Genomic DNA, 21634 nt, shown 5'->3' on the forward strand with positions numbered 1-21634 from the left:
TAATTTGTATAAAATATCGAAAAGAAAAGGGGAAGTAAAATGATTAAAAAAACGAAATGGTGGAGTTTTTTCGTACTTATTTTTTTCATACTCCTTACAGCTTGTACGAATAATGAGTCTTCTACTAGTAAGGATGAAGGAGAGGAAGAAGAATCACCGAAAACAACGACAGAACCTGCTGATCCCTTTGGAAAGTATGAAGAAACAATTACAATTGCAATTGGTCAAGAGGTTGATCCAAGTGATACCAGTTTACAGAATGGCGACACGCCTCTAGACAACCAGTACACACGTCATGTAAAAGACAACTTAAATATTGAAGTAGAGCATGCCTTCACTGCATCCCCGTCCAATTATGATCAAAAGGTGAGTCTGGCTATTGCTAGTAACGATTTACCTGACGCGATGGTAGTAGGACCTGTTGAATTAAGACAGTTGGTAGAAGCAGACCAAATAGCTGACTTAACTGAAGTGTATGAAAATTATGCTTCCCCTGCAATTAAAGAGATTATCGATAGTTCGGATGGGGTTGCTTTAGAGAATGTAACATTTGATGGGAGAATTATGGCGATTCCTAACTCGCAAGCTGGAGCAGATGGTGTACACAATTTATGGATCCGAAAAGATTGGTTAGATAAGTTAGGACTGGAGCCACCGAAATCTGTCGAAGAACTGGAAGAAGTGGCAAGGGCGTTTGTTGAAGAAGATCCTGACGGAAACGGTGCAGACGACACAATTGGTCTAGCAGGTCCTGATACGAGCAATAAATTATATGCTAATTTTATTGAATCAACGAATAATTTATACGGATTTGATGGGGTTTTCTCCGCATTACACGCATATCCAGGATATTGGTTAGAGGGAGATGACGGAAAACCTGTTTATGGATCTATTTTACCTGAAACGAAAGAGGCGCTGTCTGTATTGAGAGATATGTATAGTCAAGGACTAATTGACCAGGAAATGGGTGTTAGAGAAGATTCAGGGGAATCAATAATAAGTGGAAATACTGGAATGTTCTTTGGTCCTTTTTGGATGCCATATGGCCCATTAACCGATGCAGTAAAAACTAATCCTGATGCGAACTGGCAATCATACGCTTTACCGTTAGATGCAAATGGTGAATATACCCCACACTTAAGTACAACAACAACGCAATATGTTGTTGTTAGAAAAGATTATGAACATCCGGAAGCTGCAATGAAAATATTAAATAACTTATTAGACAATGAATCAGAATTTGATCCAAGTATTGGGGGGCCAGGTTATTATCCATTACGCCTTGTATATGCTCCCGCAGATGAAATGGAAGTGACAACAGTAGCACTTCGTGAAGTGCTTGCAGGAACGAAACAGCCAGAGGATTTCTATGATATGCCTGCATATAAACTTTTGAAATCAGATGTTGACACTATCTTTGATGTGAAATTAGAACCTTACGATAATATGGATATCGAGTATTGGGATATCGAAAACCATTTGGGGCAATGGACAAGAGCATATTCAGCATTAGTTGGTACTGCGCCATTAGTTGATACAGAAATTAAAGGGGTAAAAAGCTTGATCTATTCTCAGACGAAAACAATGGAAGACAGATGGGTTAACTTGAAGAAGCTGGAGGATGAAACGTTCCTTAAAATTATCATGGGTACAGAGCCACTGGATACCTTCGATCAGTTTGTGGAGGATTGGAAGCAGCAAGGCGGAGATCAAATAACAGAAGAAGTTGCTGAACAGGTTAAATAACTTCTTCTTTAGTAGGAAGGGCGTCGACATCGTTCGGCGCCTTCCTTAAAGATAAAGATGTGATAAGAAAACCGGCTCTAACCATCAAATCGAATAAGGAAAAAGGAAGATTTGATAGGCAGGATTACTGTTCGCAGAGAAAGGAGCTTAATTTGATGAGAACAAAAGGTTTTGCTAAGCATTATTATTTAATGCTTGTACCTGGCTTTGTTTGGTTAACTTTATTTAGTATTGTACCAATGTTTGGCATTGTTATTGCCTTCCAGAATTATAATCCTGGTAAAGGAGTATTTGGATCAGAATTTATTGGTTTAGAAACATTTAGGTATATGTTTACACTTAACGATACAATGAATGTTTTCTATAATACAATATTTATTGCCATTATGAAGATAATTGGAAATTTAATTGTTCCACTAGTCTTTGCATTAATGTTAAATGAGTTACGTTATATTGGACTGAAAAGATCGATCCAGACAATTGTATATTTACCGCATTTCCTTTCATGGGTTATTTTAGGTGGGGTTTTGTTAGATATATTCGCCTATCAAGGGCCCATAAATCAGTTGATTGGAGCATTTGGTGTTGATCCCATCTTATTCTTCGGCCGTGCTGATCTATTCCCTTTTTTAGTTGTTGGGAGTGATATTTGGAAGGAGTTTGGTTTTAATACCATTATATATTTAGCTGCATTAACTGGAATTAATCCAGCATTATATGAGGCTGCAGGTATTGATGGTGCCAATCGATTAAAAATGTTATGGCATGTAACGTTATCCGGTATTCGTACAACAGCTGTTTTATTAGCTGTATTAAGTCTGGGGAATGTGTTGAATGCAGGCTTTGATCAGATTTTCAATTTATATAATCCTCTCGTATATTCTACTGGGGATATTATTGATACATGGGTATATCGGGCAGGACTGTTAAATCTGCAGTATGAATTAGCGACAGCTGTCGGTTTATTAAAGTCAGTCGTTGGATTTATATTAATTAGTCTTTCTTATTATCTGGCATATAAGTTTACCAATTATCGAATTTTCTAAAAGGGGGATAAATCCATGTTAAGAAGCAAATCGTTATCTTCCAAAATGGCGGATGTGATCTTAATTAGCATACTAGTGTTAGTTGCACTGACGTGTATTCTACCATTATGGTATACACTTTCCTTGTCATTAAGCTCCAAGACGGCAGCAGCAGCTGGAGCTGTTGCTTTATGGCCAGTGGATTTGAATTTTGATTCGTATAAACAGTTGCTGCAGGATAGTCAATTTTTCCAATCATTCTGGATATCCATCCAGCGTGTAGTATTGGGAGCGGGGCTGAATTTTATTATTGTCCCATTGATGGCATATCCTTTATCCAAAACGGTAAAAGACTTTAAAGGCAGAAATGTTCTGATGTGGACACTAATTTTCACGATGTTATTTAATGGAGGGTTGATTCCGCTTTACTTGACAATAAAAAGCTATGGGCTTATGAACAGTATTTGGGCACTAGTTTTAGTAGGCGGGGCACAGACGATTGTATTTAACATTATTTTGACGATCAACTTTTTCAGAAATTTGCCAAAATCATTAGAGGAGGCTGCATTAGTTGATGGAGCTGGCCCATGGTATATCTTGTTCAAATTATATATTCCATTGTCCATTCCTGTATTGGCGACAATCTCCTTATTTAGTATTGTGTATCACTGGAATGAATTTTTATATGGGCTGATTTTTATGACAAGAGAAGAGTTCTACCCATTACAAACGTATATCCAGCAATTAGTTGTATCTGTTGATCCGTCTACTATGACGGAAGATCAGTATAAACGTATGAGTGAATTATCCAATCGAACACTTGATGCAGCGAAAATATTCATTGCAATGATTCCAGTATTGATTGTCTATCCCTTTTTGCAGAAGTATTTTATCCATGGAATTACTTTGGGATCAGTAAAAGAATAATGGTGGTGATACAATGGAGCGCATTTATTATGTAGCCGATTCAATTTTGAGGCTTGTTTATATAAATTTACTAGCGATTGTTTTTTCATTTGCTGGGTTGGTCATTTTCGGTTTCTTTCCTGCTTTAGTAGCAACCTTCCATTTGATGCGGAAATGGTTAATGGGCGAAAGTGATCTGCCGATTACAAGAACGTTTATAATAATGTATAAGAAGAGTTTTATAAAAAGTAACTTGCTGGGAGTATTATTCGTCTTGATTGGCAGTTTATTATATATTAACTTATCCATTGCAGAAGTAACACCGAATGACCTTGTCCATTTAAGCTACTATCCAATTTATACAATTTTACTAATCTTTCTCTCTTGCAGTTTATTAATCATCCCTATTTCATTGCACTATCAAGTCACATTCTTCTCCCTGCTAAAACATTCCTTTTTATTATTATTTGTCCGGCCATTCATAACTGCTTTGTTATTAGGCAGTGTTGTTATATTTCTTCTTTTATTAAAGTCAGTACCGGGTTTATTTCTGTTTACAGGTATTAGTGTTTTTGTATGCTTAGTTCAGTTTTACTCATTAAAGATATTTCGCAGTATTTCTTTTGAAAGTGAAATCGATTCTGTATAAGTTGGTACATTATTAAGGCACAAAACAAGGAATTATTCGCGCTGTTTTAAGAGCATCAGTGGAACATCGGTCAGTTCCTGATGCTCTTTATAATGTGGATGATAAAAATGAATAAATTATTCTTATTCATAGCACCCATGTTATAGACATGTTCAGATAATTAAAATTCCTATATGAAAGCGATTCTTTTGCTATTTAAATGAAAGGTACGCTAAAATTAAACGATGAGGTGATAAAATGATTCGACTTAAAGGGAGCGTGGGATTTTGAACCTATAACCGAAAGAGTCCAGAATGTTGATTATTACACATATAAGCTTCCGGTTCCTGGCTGCTGGGAAAGTCACCCATATCTCTCTACATATTGAGGCATAGATGTTTACCGGGAGAAGATTATACTTGAAAAGAAACTGATTAAAAACTTGTCTAGAAAGAAATTAGTCACACGGCAGCTATATATTTTGATGCGGTAAAAATGAAAGCGCATTACAATGCATATACACGATTCTCTGTAGCGATTACGAATGGAGAAACAGGAAAACAGAAAAGAAACAATCGAAAAAATATTGAAGAGGTGAGGAATAATGAAAAAAGTCAAAGCAGGAATTATTGGGCTAGGGATTCAAGGGAAGAAATATGCCTCAATGATTTTCGACCAGAAAGTGGAGGGGATGGAACTTACCGCAATTTGTTCTAGATCGGCATCAAAGAAAGAGTTTGTTGAACAAGAATATCCTGGTGTGCTATTTTTTCAGGACTTTCAGGAATTAATTCATTCTGACCAAGTTGATGCAGTAATCGTTTGTGTTCCACATTATCACCATGCAGAAGTGTCAGAATTTGCACTGAAACATCAGAAACATGTATTAGTGGAGAAACCACTATCAGTGTATGTAAGTCAAGTGGACTCATTGATGAGAACAGCAGAAGAAAACAATCACCTAACGTTTGCGATGCTTTTCAATCAACGTGCCAATACCGTTCATCAAAGGTTAAAAAACTTGCTTGATCATCGAGTGATAGGCGGGATAAGGAATTGGAATTGGACGATGAGTACGGTTTGGCGAACGCAAGCATATTTTGACCAAAATGATTGGCGTGCAACATGGAAAGGAGAGGGTGGCGGTGTTTTAATTAATCAGGCATCACATCAGATTGATTTAATTCAATGGCTGTTTGGCATGCCTGATCAAGTATATGCCAATCTGAAATATGGTTCCAAACGTGATATAGAGGTAGATGATGATGTGACAGCATTTTTCCGCTATCGTAATGGCGAAAGTGGTATATTCCAATCAAGGACGCATGATTACTTTGGCACAGATCAGTTAGAGATACTGGGAGATAAGGGAAAGATCCTTGTGGAAGATAGTGAGAAAATTGTCTTAAAGACATTTGATCAGTCTGAGCAGGACTGGAGTAGTGCTCTTACATTGGATGAAATGAAAGCTGCGCATCGTAATCCAAGTTATTATTCAGAAACAGTAGAAGATTACCGGGATGAGCCGAGTGATCCATATGTGAGAATTTTAGAAAATTTTGCTGCAAATATTTTAACTGGTGAACCACTTATTGCGACAGGGAACGAAGGGATAAAAAGTATGGAGATTATTAATGGATTGTATTTATCAGATTGGTTGAAGAAAGAAACAGCATTGCCTGTCAATCAGGAGCAATTTAAAGAACAACTTATGGAACGCCAATGATAACAACTCACTTTTTTACAATAAAATTAGTTTATTCGGTAAAAGTTTAAATAAAAACCATGACATTTCTCACGAATCTTGGTAAACTATGAAAAGAAAAAAATGTCGAAAAATGCAGTAATAGAATTACTATTGCTGTTTTTTTCTATGGGAAATTGGGCAAGATAAATTTGTGGAGGTTATGTGATGGAAGGAACGATATATTCACTAATCCCGGCAATATTGATGCTGGTATTAGTGCTTTTTACGAGAAAGCTATTACTTTCTTTAGGTACAGGTATTATAGTTGGGGCTTTATTAGTCCATGATTTTCATGTGCTTAACAGTGTGGAACAAATATGGCTAGTGTTTAGAGATATATTCTATACAACAGATGGCTGGAATGTGGGAAGTATTTATTTACTCGTTTTCTTGCTTTTACTGGGGATAATGACTGTTTTTATGACAGCATCTGGTGGGAGTAAATCATTTGGTGATTGGGCAATAGGAAAAGTGAAAACGAGAAGAGGGGCACAGCTTATTCCATCTTTTTTAGGTGTGCTAATTTTTATCGATGATTATTTTAACAGTCTAGCCGTAGGGCAAATAGCAAGACCGATTACTGATCGAAATAAAGTCTCTAGGGCTAAGCTCGCTTATTTTATTGATTCAACTTCTGCTCCGATTACTGTAATTACGCCAATCTCTAGTTGGGGTGCATATATAATCGGGACTATTGGTACAATATTCGTATCATTGCAAATAAATGAATATCAACCATTAGAGGCATTTGTCAAAATGATTCCATTTAATTTTTATGCATTTGCTGCATTATTACTTGTTTTTCTTGTAGCTGTTTTTAATATTAATATTGGATCAATGAAAAGACATGAGCAAAGAGCTTTGGAAACAGGACAAGTTCTTGATCCGAATAAGCGGAGCAAAGCAATGATGGCAAAAGAAAATGGACTGGTGAACCAAAATGGGACAATCTATCACCTTTTGATTCCGATAGGCATACTGATTATCGCCACAATTGCTGCAATGCTTATTACTGGGAAGATGGCAGTAGAAGGAGAAGCAACTATTCTTTCTATGTTTGAGAATACAAATGTAAATCTCTCTCTGTTTATTGGCGGCTTATTGTCTGTAGTTGTTGCTGCATGTTTATATATTTTGTTGCCTGGCAGAAAGATATCTGTATTGAAAGTGTTGAAGGATGGCTCGCTTTCTATGCTTCCAGCTATCTATATACTAGTGTTGGCATGGATGATCGGATCAATTATTGAAACAATTGATACAGGTGGTTATTTAGCTTCATTGGTAGACAAGTATTCATTCAATGTAGATTATTTAGCTTTATTGTTATTCCTTCTTGCAGGATTTATGGCGTTGGCGACAGGGACGTCTTGGGGAACATTCGGAATTATGCTTCCAATAGCAGCACAGATTGCTGTTATTTATGATGTGGAGTTAGTCCTTCCAGCAATGTCTGCGGTACTAGCAGGAGCTGTTTTTGGTGATCACTGTTCACCAATTTCGGACACCTCTATTTTATCTTCAACTGGGGCAGGCTCTGATCATATGGATCATGTTATGACACAATTGCCATATGCATTTATAAGCGCACTGGCTGCCGGTATCGGCTATTTTATATTAGGTTTTACAGGAAGCCCTTCTAGTGCATTAATTCTGACAATGTTAGCAGTAGTCATTATAGTCATTATTTTTCGTTCGATTGGTAAGAAGAATATAGTGGAGAAATAGCACATCAAATATGGTGTGTTTTTTTTCGTTGATTTTTTGATAACTTTTTGTGAAGTTTCCGTATGGAAAAGGAAAACACCACATATGTATTGATATAATAATCATAGGTTGATGGGGAGGTGATATCATTGAATATTACAGTTGTTGGTACGGGATATGTCGGATTATCGAATGCAGTGATATTAGCACAAAAGCATCAGGTTTTAGCATTGGATATATTAGAGGAAAAAGTGGCTATGATCAATGAACGGATATCCCCTGTTCTAGACGCTGAGTTAGAAAGATATCTGAAGGAAGAAGAATTATCATTAAGGGCTACAACTAATTTTGAAGAAGCAATGGAAAAAGCAGATTATGTTATTATTGCTACACCAACAAATTACGATACGGAACGAAATTTCTTTGATACCAAATCAGTGGAGAACATAGTGGATCAAGTAATTCAGTTGGAACATGCACCATGTATTATTATCAAATCAACCGTGCCAGTTGGTTTTACTTTAGGATTAAGAGATAAGTATCAAACAGACCGGATCATTTTTTCACCAGAGTTTCTTCGCGAAGGCAGGGCATTATACGATAATTTATATCCATCGAGAATTGTCGTTGGTGATCAATCAATAGAAGCGAAAATTTTTGCTGATTTAATGGTGGAAGGTGCATTGAAAGAGGATATCCCTGTATTACATACAAATTCTACGGAAGCGGAAGCAATTAAGTTATTTGCGAATACATATTTAGCAATGCGGGTTGCTTTTTTCAATGAGCTGGATACCTATGCAGAAGTAAGAGGGATGGATGCAAAGCAAATCGTCGAAGGTGTAGGTTTAGATCCGAGAATTGGCACCCATTACAATAATCCATCCTTTGGTTATGGCGGTTATTGTTTGCCAAAAGATACAAAACAGCTACTGGCTAATTACTCTGATGTTCCAAACAATATGATAAAAGCAATCGTAGAGGCCAATCAAACGAGAAAAGATCATATAGCCAATCAAATATTGAAGCAATCCTATAGGAAAGTGGGTATCTATCGATTAGTGATGAAAGCGAATGCAGATAATTTCAGAGAATCAGCTGTGTTGGGGGTTATGGATCGATTATTGGATAATGGTATAGAGGTTATGATATATGAACCTACTATAAATGAAGAAAGTTTTCATGGAGCGAAAGTAGTAAATAATTTAGCGGAATTGAAGGAACAATCTCAGTTAATAATTGCCAATCGAATTACAGAGGAAATAGAGGATATATTGTATAAGGTATATACTAGAGACCTTTACCAACGTGATTAATTCGGGTAACTGAAAAGTGACATTATCCCCGAAAATGCTCGCATATGATGAAGTATTTGACAAAGGAATCTAGAATTATGTAGACTTGTCTTAATTAAATAAAAACAAGTTTTCTAGGGTTCCGCGATAAGAAATTTATTGGACAGGTCCGAGAGAAAACACACAGTTTAAAAACCACGCTAACTTCCTGAAGTTTCCGCCTGGCGATTGAGGATCAACAGCCCCTAATGGAAGTTTTACTTTGTTAAATGGAACTGTGACACGGAGGGACAAAAGCCTGGGAGATAAAACTATCTCTTGGGCTATTTTAATTGAAAATAGTTTTTGCGCGTAATCTGTAAACAAATTGCGGATTATCGAAAGGAGAACAGTAATGTATAAAGAATGGCTGAAGATTGTGTTTGCGGCATTATTTGAAGTGCTGTGGGTAGTCGGATTAACTCACGCTGACAACATATTGGAGTGGTGTCTTACTGTTATTGCCATTACAGTAAGTTTTTATTTCTTAATTATGGGAGGGAGGAAATTACCAACAGGTACTGTATATACTGTATTTGTTGGTTTAGGAACTGCTGGAACTGTATTAGTAGATATACTCCTATTTCAAGAACCTTTTAATATATGGAAAATATTATTTATTGTCTTATTACTGGTAGGGGTTATTGGGTTAAAAATGACAACAGATGATGGAAAGAAAGATGGTGTCGTATAATGGAATGGTTTGTATTAATTTTGTCAGGGTTATTTGAAATGTTCGGTGTTATTATGATTAGCAGATGGCATCAAACTAAAAAAATAAGTGATTTATTACTTCTGATTTTTTCATTTAGTATGAGCTTTGTCGGCCTGTCATATGCATTGAATTATATCGCTATGGGAACTGCCTACGCGATCTGGACAGGTATAGGAGCAGCAGGCAGTGCGATCATTGGTATTCTGTTTTTCCATGAATCTAAAAATATAAAAAGAATCTTCTTTTTATCATTAATCATTTTATCAGTTATAGGTCTTAAGATGTTAGGTTAAAAGCCCGTTAATTATTACTTTTCGACAAAAGGTGATAATTATTTTAAATATTAATGGTCAAAAAGTTGTATTTATGTTATATTTAATGGGTTATATTACCTACTGAATTAGGGGCTTTTGAACGGAGGATTTAAAATGGAATTTAGCGAACTTATCAAAAATATAAACCGTGCGACGGAAAGATCAGAATTAGCAACAGCAAGAAGATATATTGAGGAAAATGTGATACTATTAAAACAAAAAAAACACTTGTTAAATCATAACGCACGTGAAATATTAGATTTTATCGTAAGTCGCCAGCAATCAGGCTATCATAATTTGAGTAAAAAAGAACATGCAATCATTAGAGCAATAAATCTGTATGCGGAAAGATTCGACATTAGAGGGATTAAAATGGTAACAAAAGAAATGCCGGATTTGTTAATGGAAAGAGAAGCTTTGAATCTGTTAACATCTGATTCAATAACACTATTACAAAGTATTGGCCTGATTAAAAAGGAAGCATATCAGGAGCAAATATGAAGAGAGATTTATTTAGCAAACTTTGAACAGGCAGTATAAAAAAGCTCAGAAAAAGGAGACTGTTAAGAACAGTCTCCTTTTTTACTCTAACAGACCCGACTAACGGGGTAATAAATAAAATAACACACAAAAGAAATGAGCGATGGAACCAGCTAATACAAATAAATGCCATAGTGCGTGGTGATACTTAAATCCGCGCCAGACATAAAAAACTGCCCCCACTGTATAGAACAATCCGCCTAACACTAGCAGGACGATACCATTTGAATGCATATGAGCTACAAGTGGCTGCCATGCTAATACGATTAGCCAGCCCATTAGCACATATAATATTGTCGAGAAGAAGAGAAATTTCTTCACGAAAAATGCCTTGAAAATGGAACCGCCAATTGCTAGTCCCCAAATAACTCCGAAAAGTGTCCATCCTAACCAGCCTTTAATGGCTAGAAATAAAAACGGTGTATATGTCCCGGCGATAAAGAAATAGATCGATGAATGATCCAGAATTTCGAAGACATTCTTTGCTCTTCCTTTCGGGAGACTGTGCAGCAGCGTAGAGGAAGTGTAAAGGACTACCATTGTAATCCCAAATAAAGTGAAACTTACTATATGCCAAATTGAGCCGTAAAGAGAAGCATAAACAATCAAAACAACTAATCCAGCTAGACTTAAAACAACTCCAATTCCATGTGTAATGGAATTTGCTAACTCTTCATCTTTAGAAAATTCATGTGTTGAACCCATAAACTAGCTTCCTTTCATTCATTCTTTAAAATTAAGTTCTGATGTATCATAGTGCTAGCCGCACGTAAGACATTTACTGACAGAGGTCTCACTTTATTATCTTCCTTTTAAGAAAAGATTGCAAACATGCCAACACTATAGTAAAGAAAAAAATATTTATAATATTCGGCATAATTAGTTTGTTCTTTATACAAACTTAGTTATAATAAAAATGTATTTATTGTTAGCGCATTCATATAATGGTTTTAACGATAGAAAGGAGAAAATACAATTAATCCTGTTTTAACGTTCAGCATCGTATCATCCAGAACATTCGATGGTGTGGCAGGTGATAGTTCTGGAATTGTAAGATTACCTGGAACTTTTTGATGGGAAGCTCTGCACAGATTTATGGGCTCAAAGGGAAAAAAGCTGACATCAATTATATTGTTTATCAACTAATAGTTTAATAGAAAGGTGAGATAGAATGAAACAAGCACTCATATTCCAAGGTGGCTGGCAAGGGCATGAACCGGAAAAAGTCGCGAAGATATTAGCACGATTACTTATGGAAGAAGACTTTGAGGTGGAAATTACAGATACATTGGATACATTAAAAGAAAATGATTTAACACAATACGATTTAATTATACCTAACTGGACACAAGGGACGATTGAACAAGAACAATTACAACCATTATTAAAAGCTGTTGAAACAGGAACTGGGCTTGCTGGATTGCATGGTGGAATGGGAGATTCTTTTCGGATGGAAGTGGAATATCAATTCATGGTCGGTGGCCAATGGGTCGCTCATCCGGGTGATGACGGTGTAGAATATCGTGTAAACATTGTAGATCCTAGTCATCCATTGACAGAAGGCATGGAAGATTTCGATGTTATTTCTGAACAATATTACATGCATGTGGATCCAGCAGTACAAGTTCACGCTACAACTCGCTTTCCTATAGCAGAAGGTCCTTATGAAACAAATGGGGAGGTAGATATGCCTGTTGTTTGGACAAAGAAATGGGGAAAAGGAAAAGTATATTATTGCGGTTTGGGCCATGTGGCTGAAATAGTCGAAATGCCAGAAGTATTGAAATTAATGCAACGGGGAATGGTTTGGGCAAGTAGATAATAGGAAGGAGTACTGGTATGAATAAGTTAAATGTTGGGATTATCGGGTGTGGGAATATTAGCAAGATATATTTGGAGAATGCAAGTCGCTTCGATAATTATCGCATTCAAGCTGTATCTGACATTGTATTAGAAAGAGCGCAAGCAAGAGCAGAAGAATTTGATATACCAAAAGCATATTCAACGGAAGACTTATTAAAGGATCCGACAATTGATATAGTTATCAATCTAACCATACCTGCGGTTCATAAAGAAATCGCGATGAGCGCATTAGAGAATGGGAAACATGTTTACGGAGAAAAACCATTAGCTGTTACAAGAGAAGAAGGCAAAGAAATATTGGATTTTGCACAAGAAAAGGGATTATACGTCGGTAATGCACCAGATACTTTTTTAGGAGCAGGTATACAAACATGTAAAAGACTCATAGAAGATGGATTAATTGGTGAGCCAATTTCAGCAACTGCTTTCATGATGATTCCAGGTCATGAACGCTGGCATCCAGACCCAGCATTTTACTATCAAGCTGGAGGTGGACCAATGTTTGATATGGGGCCATATTACTTAACAGCACTTATTGCCCTCATGGGACCTGTAAAACGTGTAACAGGATCGGCCCAAACAACATACCAAGAAAGAACGATTACAAGTAAAGAAAAATACGGGGAGAAAATAAGAGTAGAGGTACCGACACAGATTAACGGTGTACTAGATTTTAAAAATGGTGCAGTCGGTTCCATTATCACAAGTTTTGACACATGGCATCACAGGCTGCCCCACATTGAAATATATGGCACGAAAGGAAGTATAGCTGTTCCAGATCCAAACACATTTGGCGGTCCCGTTTATCTTCGGAAAAAAGATGATAAAGAATGGCAAGAAATTGCCTTCACACATGGATTTGCTAACAATAGTCGCGGCCTCGGTGTTGCAGAAATGGCTGACGCTATCCTTAGCAAAAGAAAAGCACGGACTGATGGTGAACTTGCCTATCATGTCCTTGATATTATGCATGGTATCCATGATGCTTCAATGAATGAAAAGCATTATTATACAAAAAGCACTTGTACTCAACCAGAATCATTGCCAATAGGTATAGAGGAGAGCAATTTCACTAGTAAACTGAGAAACAGTGATAACTAGATTATTTCCTGAAGGTAACTAAATAAATGAAAGGGTTGAACGTTATGACGAAAAGAAACAACTCGATTCGTATTGGAATGATCGGCTACCAGTTTATGGGTAAGGCACATAGTCATGCATATCGGGATCTTCCTTTTTATTTTGATAATCCATTAACACCAGAATTAAAAGTAATCACAGGCAGAAATGAAGATGCTGTCAAAGTGGCAAAAGAAAAATTCGGCTGGGAAGCATATGAAACAGATTGGCGGAAAGTAATAGAACGTGATGATGTGGACATTGTGGATATTGTCACACCAAATCATACCCATGCAGAAATAGCGATCGCAGCAGCAGAGGCAGGTAAGCATATTATTACAGAAAAGCCGCTCGCGATGACGGTTGATGAAGCGAAGCAAATGCTTTCAGCAGTAGAGAAAAATGGTGTAAAACATATGATATGCCATAATTATCGCTTTGTTCCTGCTGTTCAATTTGCCAAGAAATTAATTGATCAAGGGAAAATAGGGCGGATTTTCCATTATCGTGCGAATTATTTACAAGATTTTATTATCGACCCAAACTTTCCGCTTGTATGGCGCTTAAAAAAGGAAATTTCCGGTTCAGGCGCATTAGGTGATATTGGTGCCCACAGCCTTGATTTGGCCCGTTTTTTGATTGGTGAATTTAGCGAAGTTACTGCAACAATGGAAACATTTGTTAAACAAAGACCGATTGGTGAAATGACTGGCGGTTTAAGTGCAAAAGGTGATTCGAGTAAAATGGGGGAAGTGACGGTAGATGATGCGGTGGCAATTATCGCGCGATTTGAAAATGGAGCACTTGGTACATTTGAGGCGACTCGATTTGCTGGTGGAAACCGAAATAAGAACAAATTCGAAATCAATGGGGAAAAAGGCTCAATTAGATGGGATATGGAGAATATGAATAATATGGAAGTCTATTTTGCTGACGATAATGAAGGAGAACAAGGTTTTCGACTGATAAACTGTACGGAAGAGGTTCATCCATATGCCGGTGCATATTGGCCAGCAGGACATATCATCGGTTACGAGCATACATTTATCCATTTAATTGATGAATTTTTGCGTGGTATTGCAGAGGATTATCAGCCAGCTCCCAATTTCGAAGATGGGGTAAGGAATCAAGTCTTATTAGAAGCAATTGAAAAATCAACAGAAGAAAGAAGCTGGGTTAAAATTAAATAAATTCACCTCTTTAAGAAAAATGTATATATACTGACCGTTAGCGGAAATAGTTCGAATGCTGCCAAACGATTTGGCGACAAATCTATTGTGCTTTTTGACTGGTGAACCTTCTGCTATACCATACAGGTTGCATTTTCCCGGTCATGGTCTAAATCGTGGATAAAAGTAAATTTGGTACTTTTTCTAAACCGATATACAAACCTTTGATTAATGTGTTTTTATATTAAACTAACAAAGAAAAATCGCCCCATCATTAGATGAGACGATTAAATATAGCTGACGTTTTGATTTAGTTTTTTAATTAGCTAGTTACAAATATTTTATTCATATTGATAGCTAATTTACCAAACAAAACCGACCGGCCAATATGGAACTTTATAGAGAGAGGAAAGATTGTGTCGCTCCGCAATCTCTTCCATAATTTCCACTGTTTGTTCATAGGTAGCATCTTCTATATCCTCGACCGACTTTTGAATACGGATATGCCCCGACATCAATTCAGCAACAAGAAAAGCATGTTGAAAAACAGCAGCCTCACCAACAGGTTCGTAATCAGGTATAAAATGTGGCATAACGATGGTGTGATCAAAGTTCACATGATCTAGCGCACCAACGTCTTTTGATAAACCAACGCCCGACTTATAAAAGCCCACTACTTTAAAATCCATTACTTCAGAAATCAATTCCAATGAGAAAATATCACCGATTGCATAAATATCCTTATATGCATTTCCTAACACAACACTGATTGGTTCGTTCGGAGATTTAAGCGTAAAATCAGCCACTTGAAGATTTCTGCCCTCATCAATGCTGCTATCGAAGCGAGTGGAAACACTCTCACCTAATATAACCGTCTTTAATGGCGTTGTCAAAATCTCATTTCCTTGCCAATCGCGTGAAACAGTATTAATAGGACTTGAAGATTCCATGCTAATATCGGTAGTCTGAGACGGTTCGTATCCTTCCACAAAGCTTGTGTCGCCCTCATAATTTCCCCTATGGACTAAAGAGTGTTCATTCACTAGAACATAATCGAAAGTCGCCTTCATTTCATTATACATAGCCTTTACTTCTTCAATCGGCACACTTGTTATGCCGTTTGGAAGCTCTTCAAAAGCAAACACGGTTTTATAGTACGGTTCAAAATCAGGAACTTCGGAGATATAACTTATGTACTCTTCGTAATTTTCAAACGATGTAGGTTCAGATTCAGTTGATTTTGGCTTTTCCGGTACAACTGGATTGATGTTATTTTGTTGTACATCAGATGCATTATCATCCTCCACTGAACTACATGCTGTCAAAACGACGAGAAACATAATTACGACAATGGTGTAAATAGGTTTTATAAAGCGAAACAACAATAGCGCTTTCATCTTACGTTATTACCAATTATAAAAAATTCGCGGATAATGAGCCGAGCTAACGCCCACAGCTAGATGAGAAGTTCCATAAGCAATATTTCCTCTATTCAAATTATTTGTACCTGCGGTGTTAAGTCGACCATTTTCCCAAACTTCTGCTCTTGCAGTGAAACGTGGTGCAGTTGCTTCTACAAATCCATGTGCATAATGATCACCACCGTGTCCATGGCTGTAATCAATATATAATGCAACATCACTACCTGTAACTCTATAAGAAGAAAGAAGATTCATACTGTTGTCTAATGTCTTGTCTGGTGTCGCAGTCCCGGGACCACCGCCGTAAGACTTATCCAAAGTGAACACTTTGCCATCCTTTGTAATTGACTCTGGCAATTCCGGAGATTCTGGTGATTGAGTTGCAAAAACCGGTATGCTCGAAAACATAAGTCCAACAATTACCATGCTAGTTGCAAGTTTTTGAAAAAATTTTTTTCTTTTCATTTTTTCCATCCTCTCGTTTTTAAAGATCTTTTCTCTTACTTTCCGCTTATAAAAGCTATCGAACCCATAAAAACTACCTAAATATTACCATAATTGTTATCGCAAGTCAAATTACTATTTATATAGTATAATAGGATTTACCACCCAAAAATTATAGGATTTACCACCCGAAAATTAAATGATATATGAATAACTCATTAACTTAATCTCACAAAGCTTAAAATTATGGGTGATTATATAGATAGAGTATTCTTAAAATTTACTATTTACTTTTAAAGAAAAGTTGTGTAACTTGGATGTTAAGTAATATTTGGTGAGAGTGGGAAAATTATGGTTGAAGGTAAAAGAGTTATTATTAAAAGAATGAAGAAGAGAAACCTGCGGCTAATTCTATGTTTGATACTTCTGCTGTTTTTAATTGTAATCATATTCTCATTCTTTCAATATTGGAGCGGAAAGAGAGCTGCGGAAGAACGAATCAACAATCCTAAACAAGATCCTGGATTGGAAAAATATGATAATGAATTTAAATCAACTAACCCTGTTGATGGAAAATTAAACTTGCTACTTCTTGGGGAAGACTCGACTGAGCAAGGTAACTCAAGAACAGATACGATTATGATTGGACAATATGATGTAGATAATGGGCGGGCGAAGTTAGTCTCAATTATGAGGGATACGTATGTGAATATACCTGGCTACGGATATAATAGAATTAATGCCGCTTATGCCAAAGGTGGTCCAGAACTTTTACGTCAAACGATAAGAAGTAATTTCGATATAGATATCAATTATTATGTGATTGTCAACTTTGAAGGATTTGAACATATTATCGATACTATTGCCCCAGAAGGAATCGAAATTGATGTTGAAAAGCAGATGACTTATACCGACAATGCTGGCGGTTTACAGATAAATCTGCAATCAGGTGTACAGAATCTGAACGGTGCAGATGTGCTTGGGTATGCCCGCTTCAGATATGATGGAGAAAGTGACTTTGGACGTGTACGCCGGCAACAGCAAGTAATATCTAGAATAAAAGATGAATTATTGTCATTTAAGAATATTCTAAAAGTCCCTAAAGTTGTCGGAACAGTAATGCCATATGTTAATACTAATATGTCCGAAAAAGATATTGGAAGATATGCATTCTCATTCCTATCTGATCCACCTGATCAGATTGAAACAATGCGAATACCCGTTGATCTTCCAGGAGCATTTTCACCAGAAACACATAGCTTATTAGGTGAAGTATTAGAGATAGACGAAGATATAAATAGGCAAGCATTGCTGAACTTTCTAGAAAACGGAAATTCTTTGGATGGAGCGAATGATAATAGTCAACTTGAAATACAATAATTAAAATTTGAAAGTCTATCTCTAATTTGGTGATGGTTATTATTCTATTAATTTGTTTTTTGCTCATATTATAATTGTTTATGAGTTAAGTTCATTTTTTTTGATAAAAAAATTAGAGGCTGGGACATAACTAGCCTCATTTTAATTTGGTTTTTTTGCCTTTCTCTTCATTATAATTTCACTGTCATTAATCATGCTCTTATCAATTTAGATATCCTCTACTGGTATTTATGGATCTATGTCAATAAATTGGACACTAATAATGTTTAATTTTAGTCAAGTACCTACCGCACTACGCTTGCTGGTCTCATAGGTGAAGGAACTGTTTAATGCAAAATAAAAGTATAGAATATTGCAACCAAAATGTTAGAAGGTTGCAGTTATAAAAGAAGGCTTGCCAGTCCTCTCAAATTAACCTACCGTTAATGGTGTCTAATCAATTAATGGTGGGGGAAATGAAAGGATGCTAGCAATACCTGAAGTTAAGCATATCAAAAATTAAGAAATATGAAATCACTTTAGAAGGTATTATGGGGCTTTTTGCCACTTCTTCACGATATATATTTAACAAATGAAGGAATTCGTAATTTTCCGCTATTTGTATAATTTCTAAATTTCACTTGGCATTTAACTTTATCTGGATCAATATAAATAAACTGTTTATTTTCCTTCGTTACCCACTTTGGATATTCTTTATATAACATTTTTTTAGCTGAAGGAGTCATAAATTCCATAATTCCAACAGGCTCAACCTTTTCTTCTACCTTCCCTAACAATACCCCAAAATCCTTTTTTCTCAGTCCAATGATAGATACCTCTGCAAATTGGTAATTGATCACTTTTAACCAATTAGATGAACGTTTATTAACTTGATAAGATGAGTTTGCCTTTTTTAAAACAATTCCTTCCAGCTGATTTTGCTTGACCAGGTTGAAATACGCTATCCCATTTCCATTTATCCATTGAACAGGAATTATATGCTTTGAAACAGGTAAAAATGTAGATAATAATTCTTTTCTTTCAATAAGCGGAAGCTAGGTGACTCTATTTCCCTGATAATACATAACGTCAAATACAGCATATTGTATAGAATGTGGGGATTTCTTTGAATGGAATCGAGACATCATCGCTTCAAAATCCGGTTTTCCATTAGAACCAGGCACAATGATTTCTCCATCTATTATCGTTCCATTTGGAATATCTATATTATGAAGTTCCGGAAATTTCATGGTGACATCGTTGCGGTGACGTGTATATAGGCTGTTTTGTCGCCAACATTAATTTCAACTCCTAAAGTAACTTCCTGAAATTCTCACCTCATTGTTTTCTTTGGAAAAATAACAATCATTCGATAGATAAGAACATAAAGCCAGACTAAGCTTATAATGAATCCAATATTATTAGACAATGGTGTAAAAAAAAGTATATGATAAAAAATCAGCGGAAATAACATAGCAAAACCTGTCATCTTCCACAGTTGTTGATAAGCAAGTTTCCGTTTCAGCACAGTCCGTATAATAAGAGCAAAAAAAGCGAAAACAGAAATACTTGTAATGACCAAAAACATCATGAGAAAAGGATATGATACGATCATTTGTAATAAAAACTGTGTGTAGGATAATACGGATTCATCTGCTTCAAATGTTATAATATTTAATATGACATTCGGCAAAAAGGAGATGAAAAACAGTAAAAAGAGATAAACTAAAGTATCTCTCATACTAACACGATTTAATTGAAAAAGTGCTTTTTTCTGTGGTAATTTTGCACATGATTTAATAATGGAAATAAGATTCATTGGCATCCTCCATTATTTGACTAACCTTTATCGATCTTTCGGTAGCTGCTATTGTAATAGAGAATAGGGTTGCCTTCATCTTCAGACAGTTCAATTTTATCAACATTAGCAATCAAAAGAAGATGATCACCTGCTTCGACTTGATTAACAACTGTGCAAGCAAGAGTGGTTAGTGCACCAGGGATTACAGGAACATCGTCTAATACAGAAAAGTCATCGAATTCTTTATCTATTTGTTTTGCAAAAATCATGGAGATATCTTGTTGCTCTTCCCTTAGAAAACTAATCCCAAATCGATGTATTTCGTTTGCATTCTTATAGAAATTGCTGCTTTGATCAAGTGATATTGTTATTAATTGTGGATCAAGGGATACAGACATAAATGCATTTACTGTCATCCCTTGAATGTTATTATCAAATGTTGTGGTAACAACGGTAATTCCAGTAGCAAACTTGCTCATTGCTTTGCGGAATTGCTGAGAACTCATTGTCATCTTCCTCCTAGTAATATAAAAATGTTCCAATACTTAGCATAATGTTTATGATTCTTTTTCATATTCATAGGACACTTCTTCTAATTCTTCATCATAATTAACAATCAGATGGTACCCTTTAAAATACCAAGCGTCTGTTGAATCAATAAAGAAGGTTATGCCACCTTTTTCTGTTGAAGCAATTACTTCGTCCGGTTCCACTTTTACTTGAAATGCTAATGAAAAACCTTCATGAATTGGGCTTGAACCACCGTACTTCGCCTGGAATTTTACAGTTTCCCCTTCATTTAATTCTACCTCATCCTTAAACCATTGAAGAGCTTTATCTGTTACCTTTATTTCCATATATTCCACTCCTTCCAGAAAGTATTCTCTTTAAAACATACCCATTCGTATTCGTATCAACACAGATGTTTTTTATGTTTCCTAACATTACAATAACTCTTTATGAAGTGAATGTGTAATAATTTGTTTTAAAACCTAAATAGTTTTTGCTGTTAACAGGATACACTTTTTGATTGGAACCTCTATCCTTTGAATAATGGAGGAAGTTTTCATTTACTCCTGTTTTTGTTATACTAATATGGGATATAAGTAGTTACGAATCGAATAATTAGTCTGAAGGTGGTGTGCTTATGGCGATTAAATACACAAATTTCCGTGGAGATGAATACTTCCTGCACGTGAGGAAAACTAGTAGAGGAAACCCAAGCTATTATTTTAAAAAAAATGATGATAACACGAACGTAGAGGAAATTCCTGCAGGGTATGAAGTGTATGAACACCCAAATGGCAGAGTTTTCTTAACAAAAACAACGGAAAAAGGAATTACAAAAGAGGAATTAAAAATAATTGAAAATGCGTTGGATAGGCTTAGTCCAATAAGAGACTTTAAATTAGATGTAAAGCAGAAAAGTATTTACATTTTCACATACGAAAACCCAGTCTCTGCACATGAACTTCCGCTTGTTGTAGAGGCATTATCTGATCCAAAATATAAAACATATGAAGCACAGTTGTGTTTTACACTAACTGATAAAACTTCCAGAAAATTTCAGCTTGAAAGAAGATCATATAGAGGCGAGAAAGATGATCAATGGTTGTTTCTTGAGGAATCAAATGATTTAAAGAAATTAGCGGAAACTTATGTACAGCACCTGGGAAAAGAAGAATTTTTTCTGCTAAACTAAGAGATTGCGTCATAATTGAACAGCTTAGTCAAAAAATATGAATGAAACGCCGATAGTTTGCGTAGTCCAAACACATAGTACAGATGGAAACAGCGCG

General features: G+C 36.0%; 22 protein-coding genes, 1 pseudogene and 1 riboswitch. Of the genes and pseudogenes, 15 read left to right on the forward strand and 8 right to left on the reverse strand.

The features are described 5' to 3' along the window. The first annotated feature begins 39 nt into the window (after positions 1-39). The 10 genes from ACFOY7_RS08150 to ACFOY7_RS08195 all read left to right on the forward strand — a co-directional run bounded on the left by ACFOY7_RS08150 (position 40) and on the right by ACFOY7_RS08195 (position 10620). The gene (locus ACFOY7_RS08150; RefSeq protein ID WP_390251212.1) at positions 40-1746 is read left to right on the forward strand and encodes an extracellular solute-binding protein; all 1707 of its coding nucleotides are present in this window, start codon (positions 40-42) and stop codon (positions 1744-1746) included. Between the two features lie 155 nt (positions 1747-1901). Beyond that, positions 1902-2792: an ABC transporter permease gene (locus ACFOY7_RS08155; RefSeq protein ID WP_390251214.1), complete on the forward strand. Its 891-nt coding sequence runs from the start codon at positions 1902-1904 to the stop codon at positions 2790-2792. Between the two features lie 15 nt (positions 2793-2807). After that, positions 2808-3698, forward strand: coding sequence for a carbohydrate ABC transporter permease (locus ACFOY7_RS08160; protein WP_390251216.1), 891 nt, complete (start codon positions 2808-2810; stop codon positions 3696-3698). 13 nt (positions 3699-3711) lie between these two features. Then, positions 3712-4326, forward strand: coding sequence for a YesL family protein (locus ACFOY7_RS08165; protein WP_390251218.1), 615 nt, complete (start codon positions 3712-3714; stop codon positions 4324-4326). A gap of 583 nt (positions 4327-4909) precedes the next feature. Next, the gene (locus tag ACFOY7_RS08170; protein ID WP_390251221.1) at positions 4910-6031 is read left to right on the forward strand and encodes a Gfo/Idh/MocA family protein; all 1122 of its coding nucleotides are present in this window, start codon (positions 4910-4912) and stop codon (positions 6029-6031) included. Between the two features lie 186 nt (positions 6032-6217). Continuing rightward, positions 6218-7777 carry a Na+/H+ antiporter NhaC family protein gene (locus ACFOY7_RS08175; protein ID WP_390251224.1) on the forward strand — a complete coding sequence of 520 codons (1560 nt, stop codon included), beginning with the start codon at positions 6218-6220 and terminating at the stop codon, positions 7775-7777. A 128-nt stretch (positions 7778-7905) separates the two neighbouring features. Beyond that, the gene (locus tag ACFOY7_RS08180) at positions 7906-9072 is read left to right on the forward strand and encodes a nucleotide sugar dehydrogenase (RefSeq protein WP_390251226.1); all 1167 of its coding nucleotides are present in this window, start codon (positions 7906-7908) and stop codon (positions 9070-9072) included. Positions 9073-9174: 102 nt separating this feature from the next. Then, positions 9175-9358: riboswitch (guanidine-I (ykkC/yxkD leader) on the forward strand. A gap of 87 nt (positions 9359-9445) precedes the next feature. After that, positions 9446-9784: a DMT family transporter gene (locus tag ACFOY7_RS08185; RefSeq protein ID WP_390251228.1), complete on the forward strand. Its 339-nt coding sequence runs from the start codon at positions 9446-9448 to the stop codon at positions 9782-9784. Continuing rightward, positions 9784-10098: a DMT family transporter gene (locus ACFOY7_RS08190; RefSeq protein WP_390251230.1), complete on the forward strand. Its 315-nt coding sequence runs from the start codon at positions 9784-9786 to the stop codon at positions 10096-10098. Before ACFOY7_RS08185 ends, ACFOY7_RS08190 begins: the two co-directional genes overlap by 1 nt. A gap of 135 nt (positions 10099-10233) precedes the next feature. Next, positions 10234-10620, forward strand: a complete 387-nt coding sequence (locus ACFOY7_RS08195) for a hypothetical protein (protein WP_390251232.1) — start codon at positions 10234-10236, stop codon at positions 10618-10620. Positions 10621-10719: 99 nt separating this feature from the next. Here ACFOY7_RS08195 and trhA read toward each other — a convergent pair whose 3' ends face one another. Continuing rightward, positions 10720-11364, reverse strand: coding sequence for a PAQR family membrane homeostasis protein TrhA (trhA, locus tag ACFOY7_RS08200; RefSeq protein WP_390251234.1), 645 nt, complete (start codon positions 11362-11364; stop codon positions 10720-10722). A 466-nt stretch (positions 11365-11830) separates the two neighbouring features. On the opposite strand from trhA, the gene ACFOY7_RS08205 reads away from it, so the two are divergent. From ACFOY7_RS08205 to ACFOY7_RS08215, 3 genes are read left to right on the forward strand one after another with little or no spacing between them, the layout of a single operon-like run. Continuing rightward, complete coding sequence (locus tag ACFOY7_RS08205; protein ID WP_390251236.1) at positions 11831-12481, forward strand: ThuA domain-containing protein; 651 nt, start codon at positions 11831-11833, stop codon at positions 12479-12481. Between the two features lie 17 nt (positions 12482-12498). Next, positions 12499-13623, forward strand: coding sequence for a Gfo/Idh/MocA family protein (locus ACFOY7_RS08210; RefSeq protein WP_390251238.1), 1125 nt, complete (start codon positions 12499-12501; stop codon positions 13621-13623). 44 nt (positions 13624-13667) lie between these two features. Beyond that, positions 13668-14831, forward strand: coding sequence for a Gfo/Idh/MocA family protein (locus ACFOY7_RS08215; RefSeq protein ID WP_390251240.1), 1164 nt, complete (start codon positions 13668-13670; stop codon positions 14829-14831). A gap of 341 nt (positions 14832-15172) precedes the next feature. On the opposite strand, the gene ACFOY7_RS08220 is transcribed toward ACFOY7_RS08215, so the two are convergent. Together ACFOY7_RS08220 and ACFOY7_RS08225 are read right to left on the reverse strand one after the other, a co-directional pair. Continuing rightward, complete coding sequence (locus tag ACFOY7_RS08220; protein WP_390251242.1) at positions 15173-16207, reverse strand: hypothetical protein; 1035 nt, start codon at positions 16205-16207, stop codon at positions 15173-15175. A 9-nt stretch (positions 16208-16216) separates the two neighbouring features. Beyond that, positions 16217-16657, reverse strand: a complete 441-nt coding sequence (locus tag ACFOY7_RS08225; protein WP_390251245.1) for a hypothetical protein — start codon at positions 16655-16657, stop codon at positions 16217-16219. A 402-nt stretch (positions 16658-17059) separates the two neighbouring features. Here ACFOY7_RS08225 and ACFOY7_RS08230 point away from each other — a divergent pair, with 402 nt between their 5' ends. Beyond that, on the forward strand, positions 17060-18055 hold the full coding sequence (locus ACFOY7_RS08230) for an LCP family protein (RefSeq protein WP_390251247.1): 996 nt from the start codon (positions 17060-17062) through the stop codon (positions 18053-18055). A gap of 551 nt (positions 18056-18606) precedes the next feature. Here ACFOY7_RS08230 and ACFOY7_RS08235 read toward each other — a convergent pair. The 5 genes and pseudogenes from ACFOY7_RS08235 to ACFOY7_RS08255 all read right to left on the reverse strand — a co-directional run bounded on the left by ACFOY7_RS08235 (position 18607) and on the right by ACFOY7_RS08255 (position 20692). After that, positions 18607-18894 carry a hypothetical protein gene (locus ACFOY7_RS08235; protein ID WP_390252081.1) on the reverse strand — a complete coding sequence of 96 codons (288 nt, stop codon included), beginning with the start codon at positions 18892-18894 and terminating at the stop codon, positions 18607-18609. A 9-nt stretch (positions 18895-18903) separates the two neighbouring features. Continuing rightward, positions 18904-19305: pseudogene (locus ACFOY7_RS08240) on the reverse strand (ATP-dependent DNA ligase); the annotation flags it as partial. A 62-nt stretch (positions 19306-19367) separates the two neighbouring features. After that, on the reverse strand, positions 19368-19853 hold the full coding sequence (locus ACFOY7_RS08245; RefSeq protein ID WP_390251249.1) for a DUF1189 family protein: 486 nt from the start codon (positions 19851-19853) through the stop codon (positions 19368-19370). Between the two features lie 20 nt (positions 19854-19873). After that, positions 19874-20341, reverse strand: coding sequence for a flavin reductase family protein (locus ACFOY7_RS08250; protein WP_390251251.1), 468 nt, complete (start codon positions 20339-20341; stop codon positions 19874-19876). Positions 20342-20392: 51 nt separating this feature from the next. Then, on the reverse strand, positions 20393-20692 hold the full coding sequence (locus ACFOY7_RS08255) for a HesB/YadR/YfhF family protein (RefSeq protein WP_390251253.1): 300 nt from the start codon (positions 20690-20692) through the stop codon (positions 20393-20395). 290 nt (positions 20693-20982) lie between these two features. On the opposite strand from ACFOY7_RS08255, the gene ACFOY7_RS08260 reads away from it, so the two are divergent. Then, the gene (locus ACFOY7_RS08260; RefSeq protein WP_390251255.1) at positions 20983-21537 is read left to right on the forward strand and encodes a hypothetical protein; all 555 of its coding nucleotides are present in this window, start codon (positions 20983-20985) and stop codon (positions 21535-21537) included. Positions 21538-21634 lie beyond the last annotated feature (97 nt).

The organism is Gracilibacillus xinjiangensis (genome assembly GCF_042651765.1).
GTDB lineage: Bacteria > Bacillota > Bacilli > Bacillales > Amphibacillaceae > Gracilibacillus > Gracilibacillus xinjiangensis.

Coding starts and splice junctions, on each gene's coding strand:
- ACFOY7_RS08150 (WP_390251212.1), top strand. CDS start 40: ATGATTAAAAAAACGAAATGGTGGAGTTTTTTCGTACTTATTTTTTTC.
- ACFOY7_RS08155 (WP_390251214.1), top strand. CDS start 1,902: ATGAGAACAAAAGGTTTTGCTAAGCATTATTATTTAATGCTTGTACCT.
- ACFOY7_RS08160 (WP_390251216.1), top strand. CDS start 2,808: ATGTTAAGAAGCAAATCGTTATCTTCCAAAATGGCGGATGTGATCTTA.
- ACFOY7_RS08165 (WP_390251218.1), top strand. CDS start 3,712: ATGGAGCGCATTTATTATGTAGCCGATTCAATTTTGAGGCTTGTTTAT.
- ACFOY7_RS08170 (WP_390251221.1), top strand. CDS start 4,910: ATGAAAAAAGTCAAAGCAGGAATTATTGGGCTAGGGATTCAAGGGAAG.
- ACFOY7_RS08175 (WP_390251224.1), top strand. CDS start 6,218: ATGGAAGGAACGATATATTCACTAATCCCGGCAATATTGATGCTGGTA.
- ACFOY7_RS08185 (WP_390251228.1), top strand. CDS start 9,446: ATGTATAAAGAATGGCTGAAGATTGTGTTTGCGGCATTATTTGAAGTG.
- ACFOY7_RS08190 (WP_390251230.1), top strand. CDS start 9,784: ATGGAATGGTTTGTATTAATTTTGTCAGGGTTATTTGAAATGTTCGGT.
- ACFOY7_RS08195 (WP_390251232.1), top strand. CDS start 10,234: ATGGAATTTAGCGAACTTATCAAAAATATAAACCGTGCGACGGAAAGA.
- trhA (WP_390251234.1), bottom strand. CDS start 11,364: ATGGGTTCAACACATGAATTTTCTAAAGATGAAGAGTTAGCAAATTCC.
- ACFOY7_RS08205 (WP_390251236.1), top strand. CDS start 11,831: ATGAAACAAGCACTCATATTCCAAGGTGGCTGGCAAGGGCATGAACCG.
- ACFOY7_RS08210 (WP_390251238.1), top strand. CDS start 12,499: ATGAATAAGTTAAATGTTGGGATTATCGGGTGTGGGAATATTAGCAAG.
- ACFOY7_RS08215 (WP_390251240.1), top strand. CDS start 13,668: ATGACGAAAAGAAACAACTCGATTCGTATTGGAATGATCGGCTACCAG.
- ACFOY7_RS08220 (WP_390251242.1), bottom strand. CDS start 16,207: ATGAAAGCGCTATTGTTGTTTCGCTTTATAAAACCTATTTACACCATT.
- ACFOY7_RS08225 (WP_390251245.1), bottom strand. CDS start 16,657: ATGGTAATTGTTGGACTTATGTTTTCGAGCATACCGGTTTTTGCAACT.
- ACFOY7_RS08230 (WP_390251247.1), top strand. CDS start 17,060: ATGAAGAAGAGAAACCTGCGGCTAATTCTATGTTTGATACTTCTGCTG.
- ACFOY7_RS08245 (WP_390251249.1), bottom strand. CDS start 19,853: ATGAATCTTATTTCCATTATTAAATCATGTGCAAAATTACCACAGAAA.
- ACFOY7_RS08250 (WP_390251251.1), bottom strand. CDS start 20,341: ATGAGTTCTCAGCAATTCCGCAAAGCAATGAGCAAGTTTGCTACTGGA.
- ACFOY7_RS08255 (WP_390251253.1), bottom strand. CDS start 20,692: ATGGAAATAAAGGTAACAGATAAAGCTCTTCAATGGTTTAAGGATGAG.
- ACFOY7_RS08260 (WP_390251255.1), top strand. CDS start 20,983: ATGGCGATTAAATACACAAATTTCCGTGGAGATGAATACTTCCTGCAC.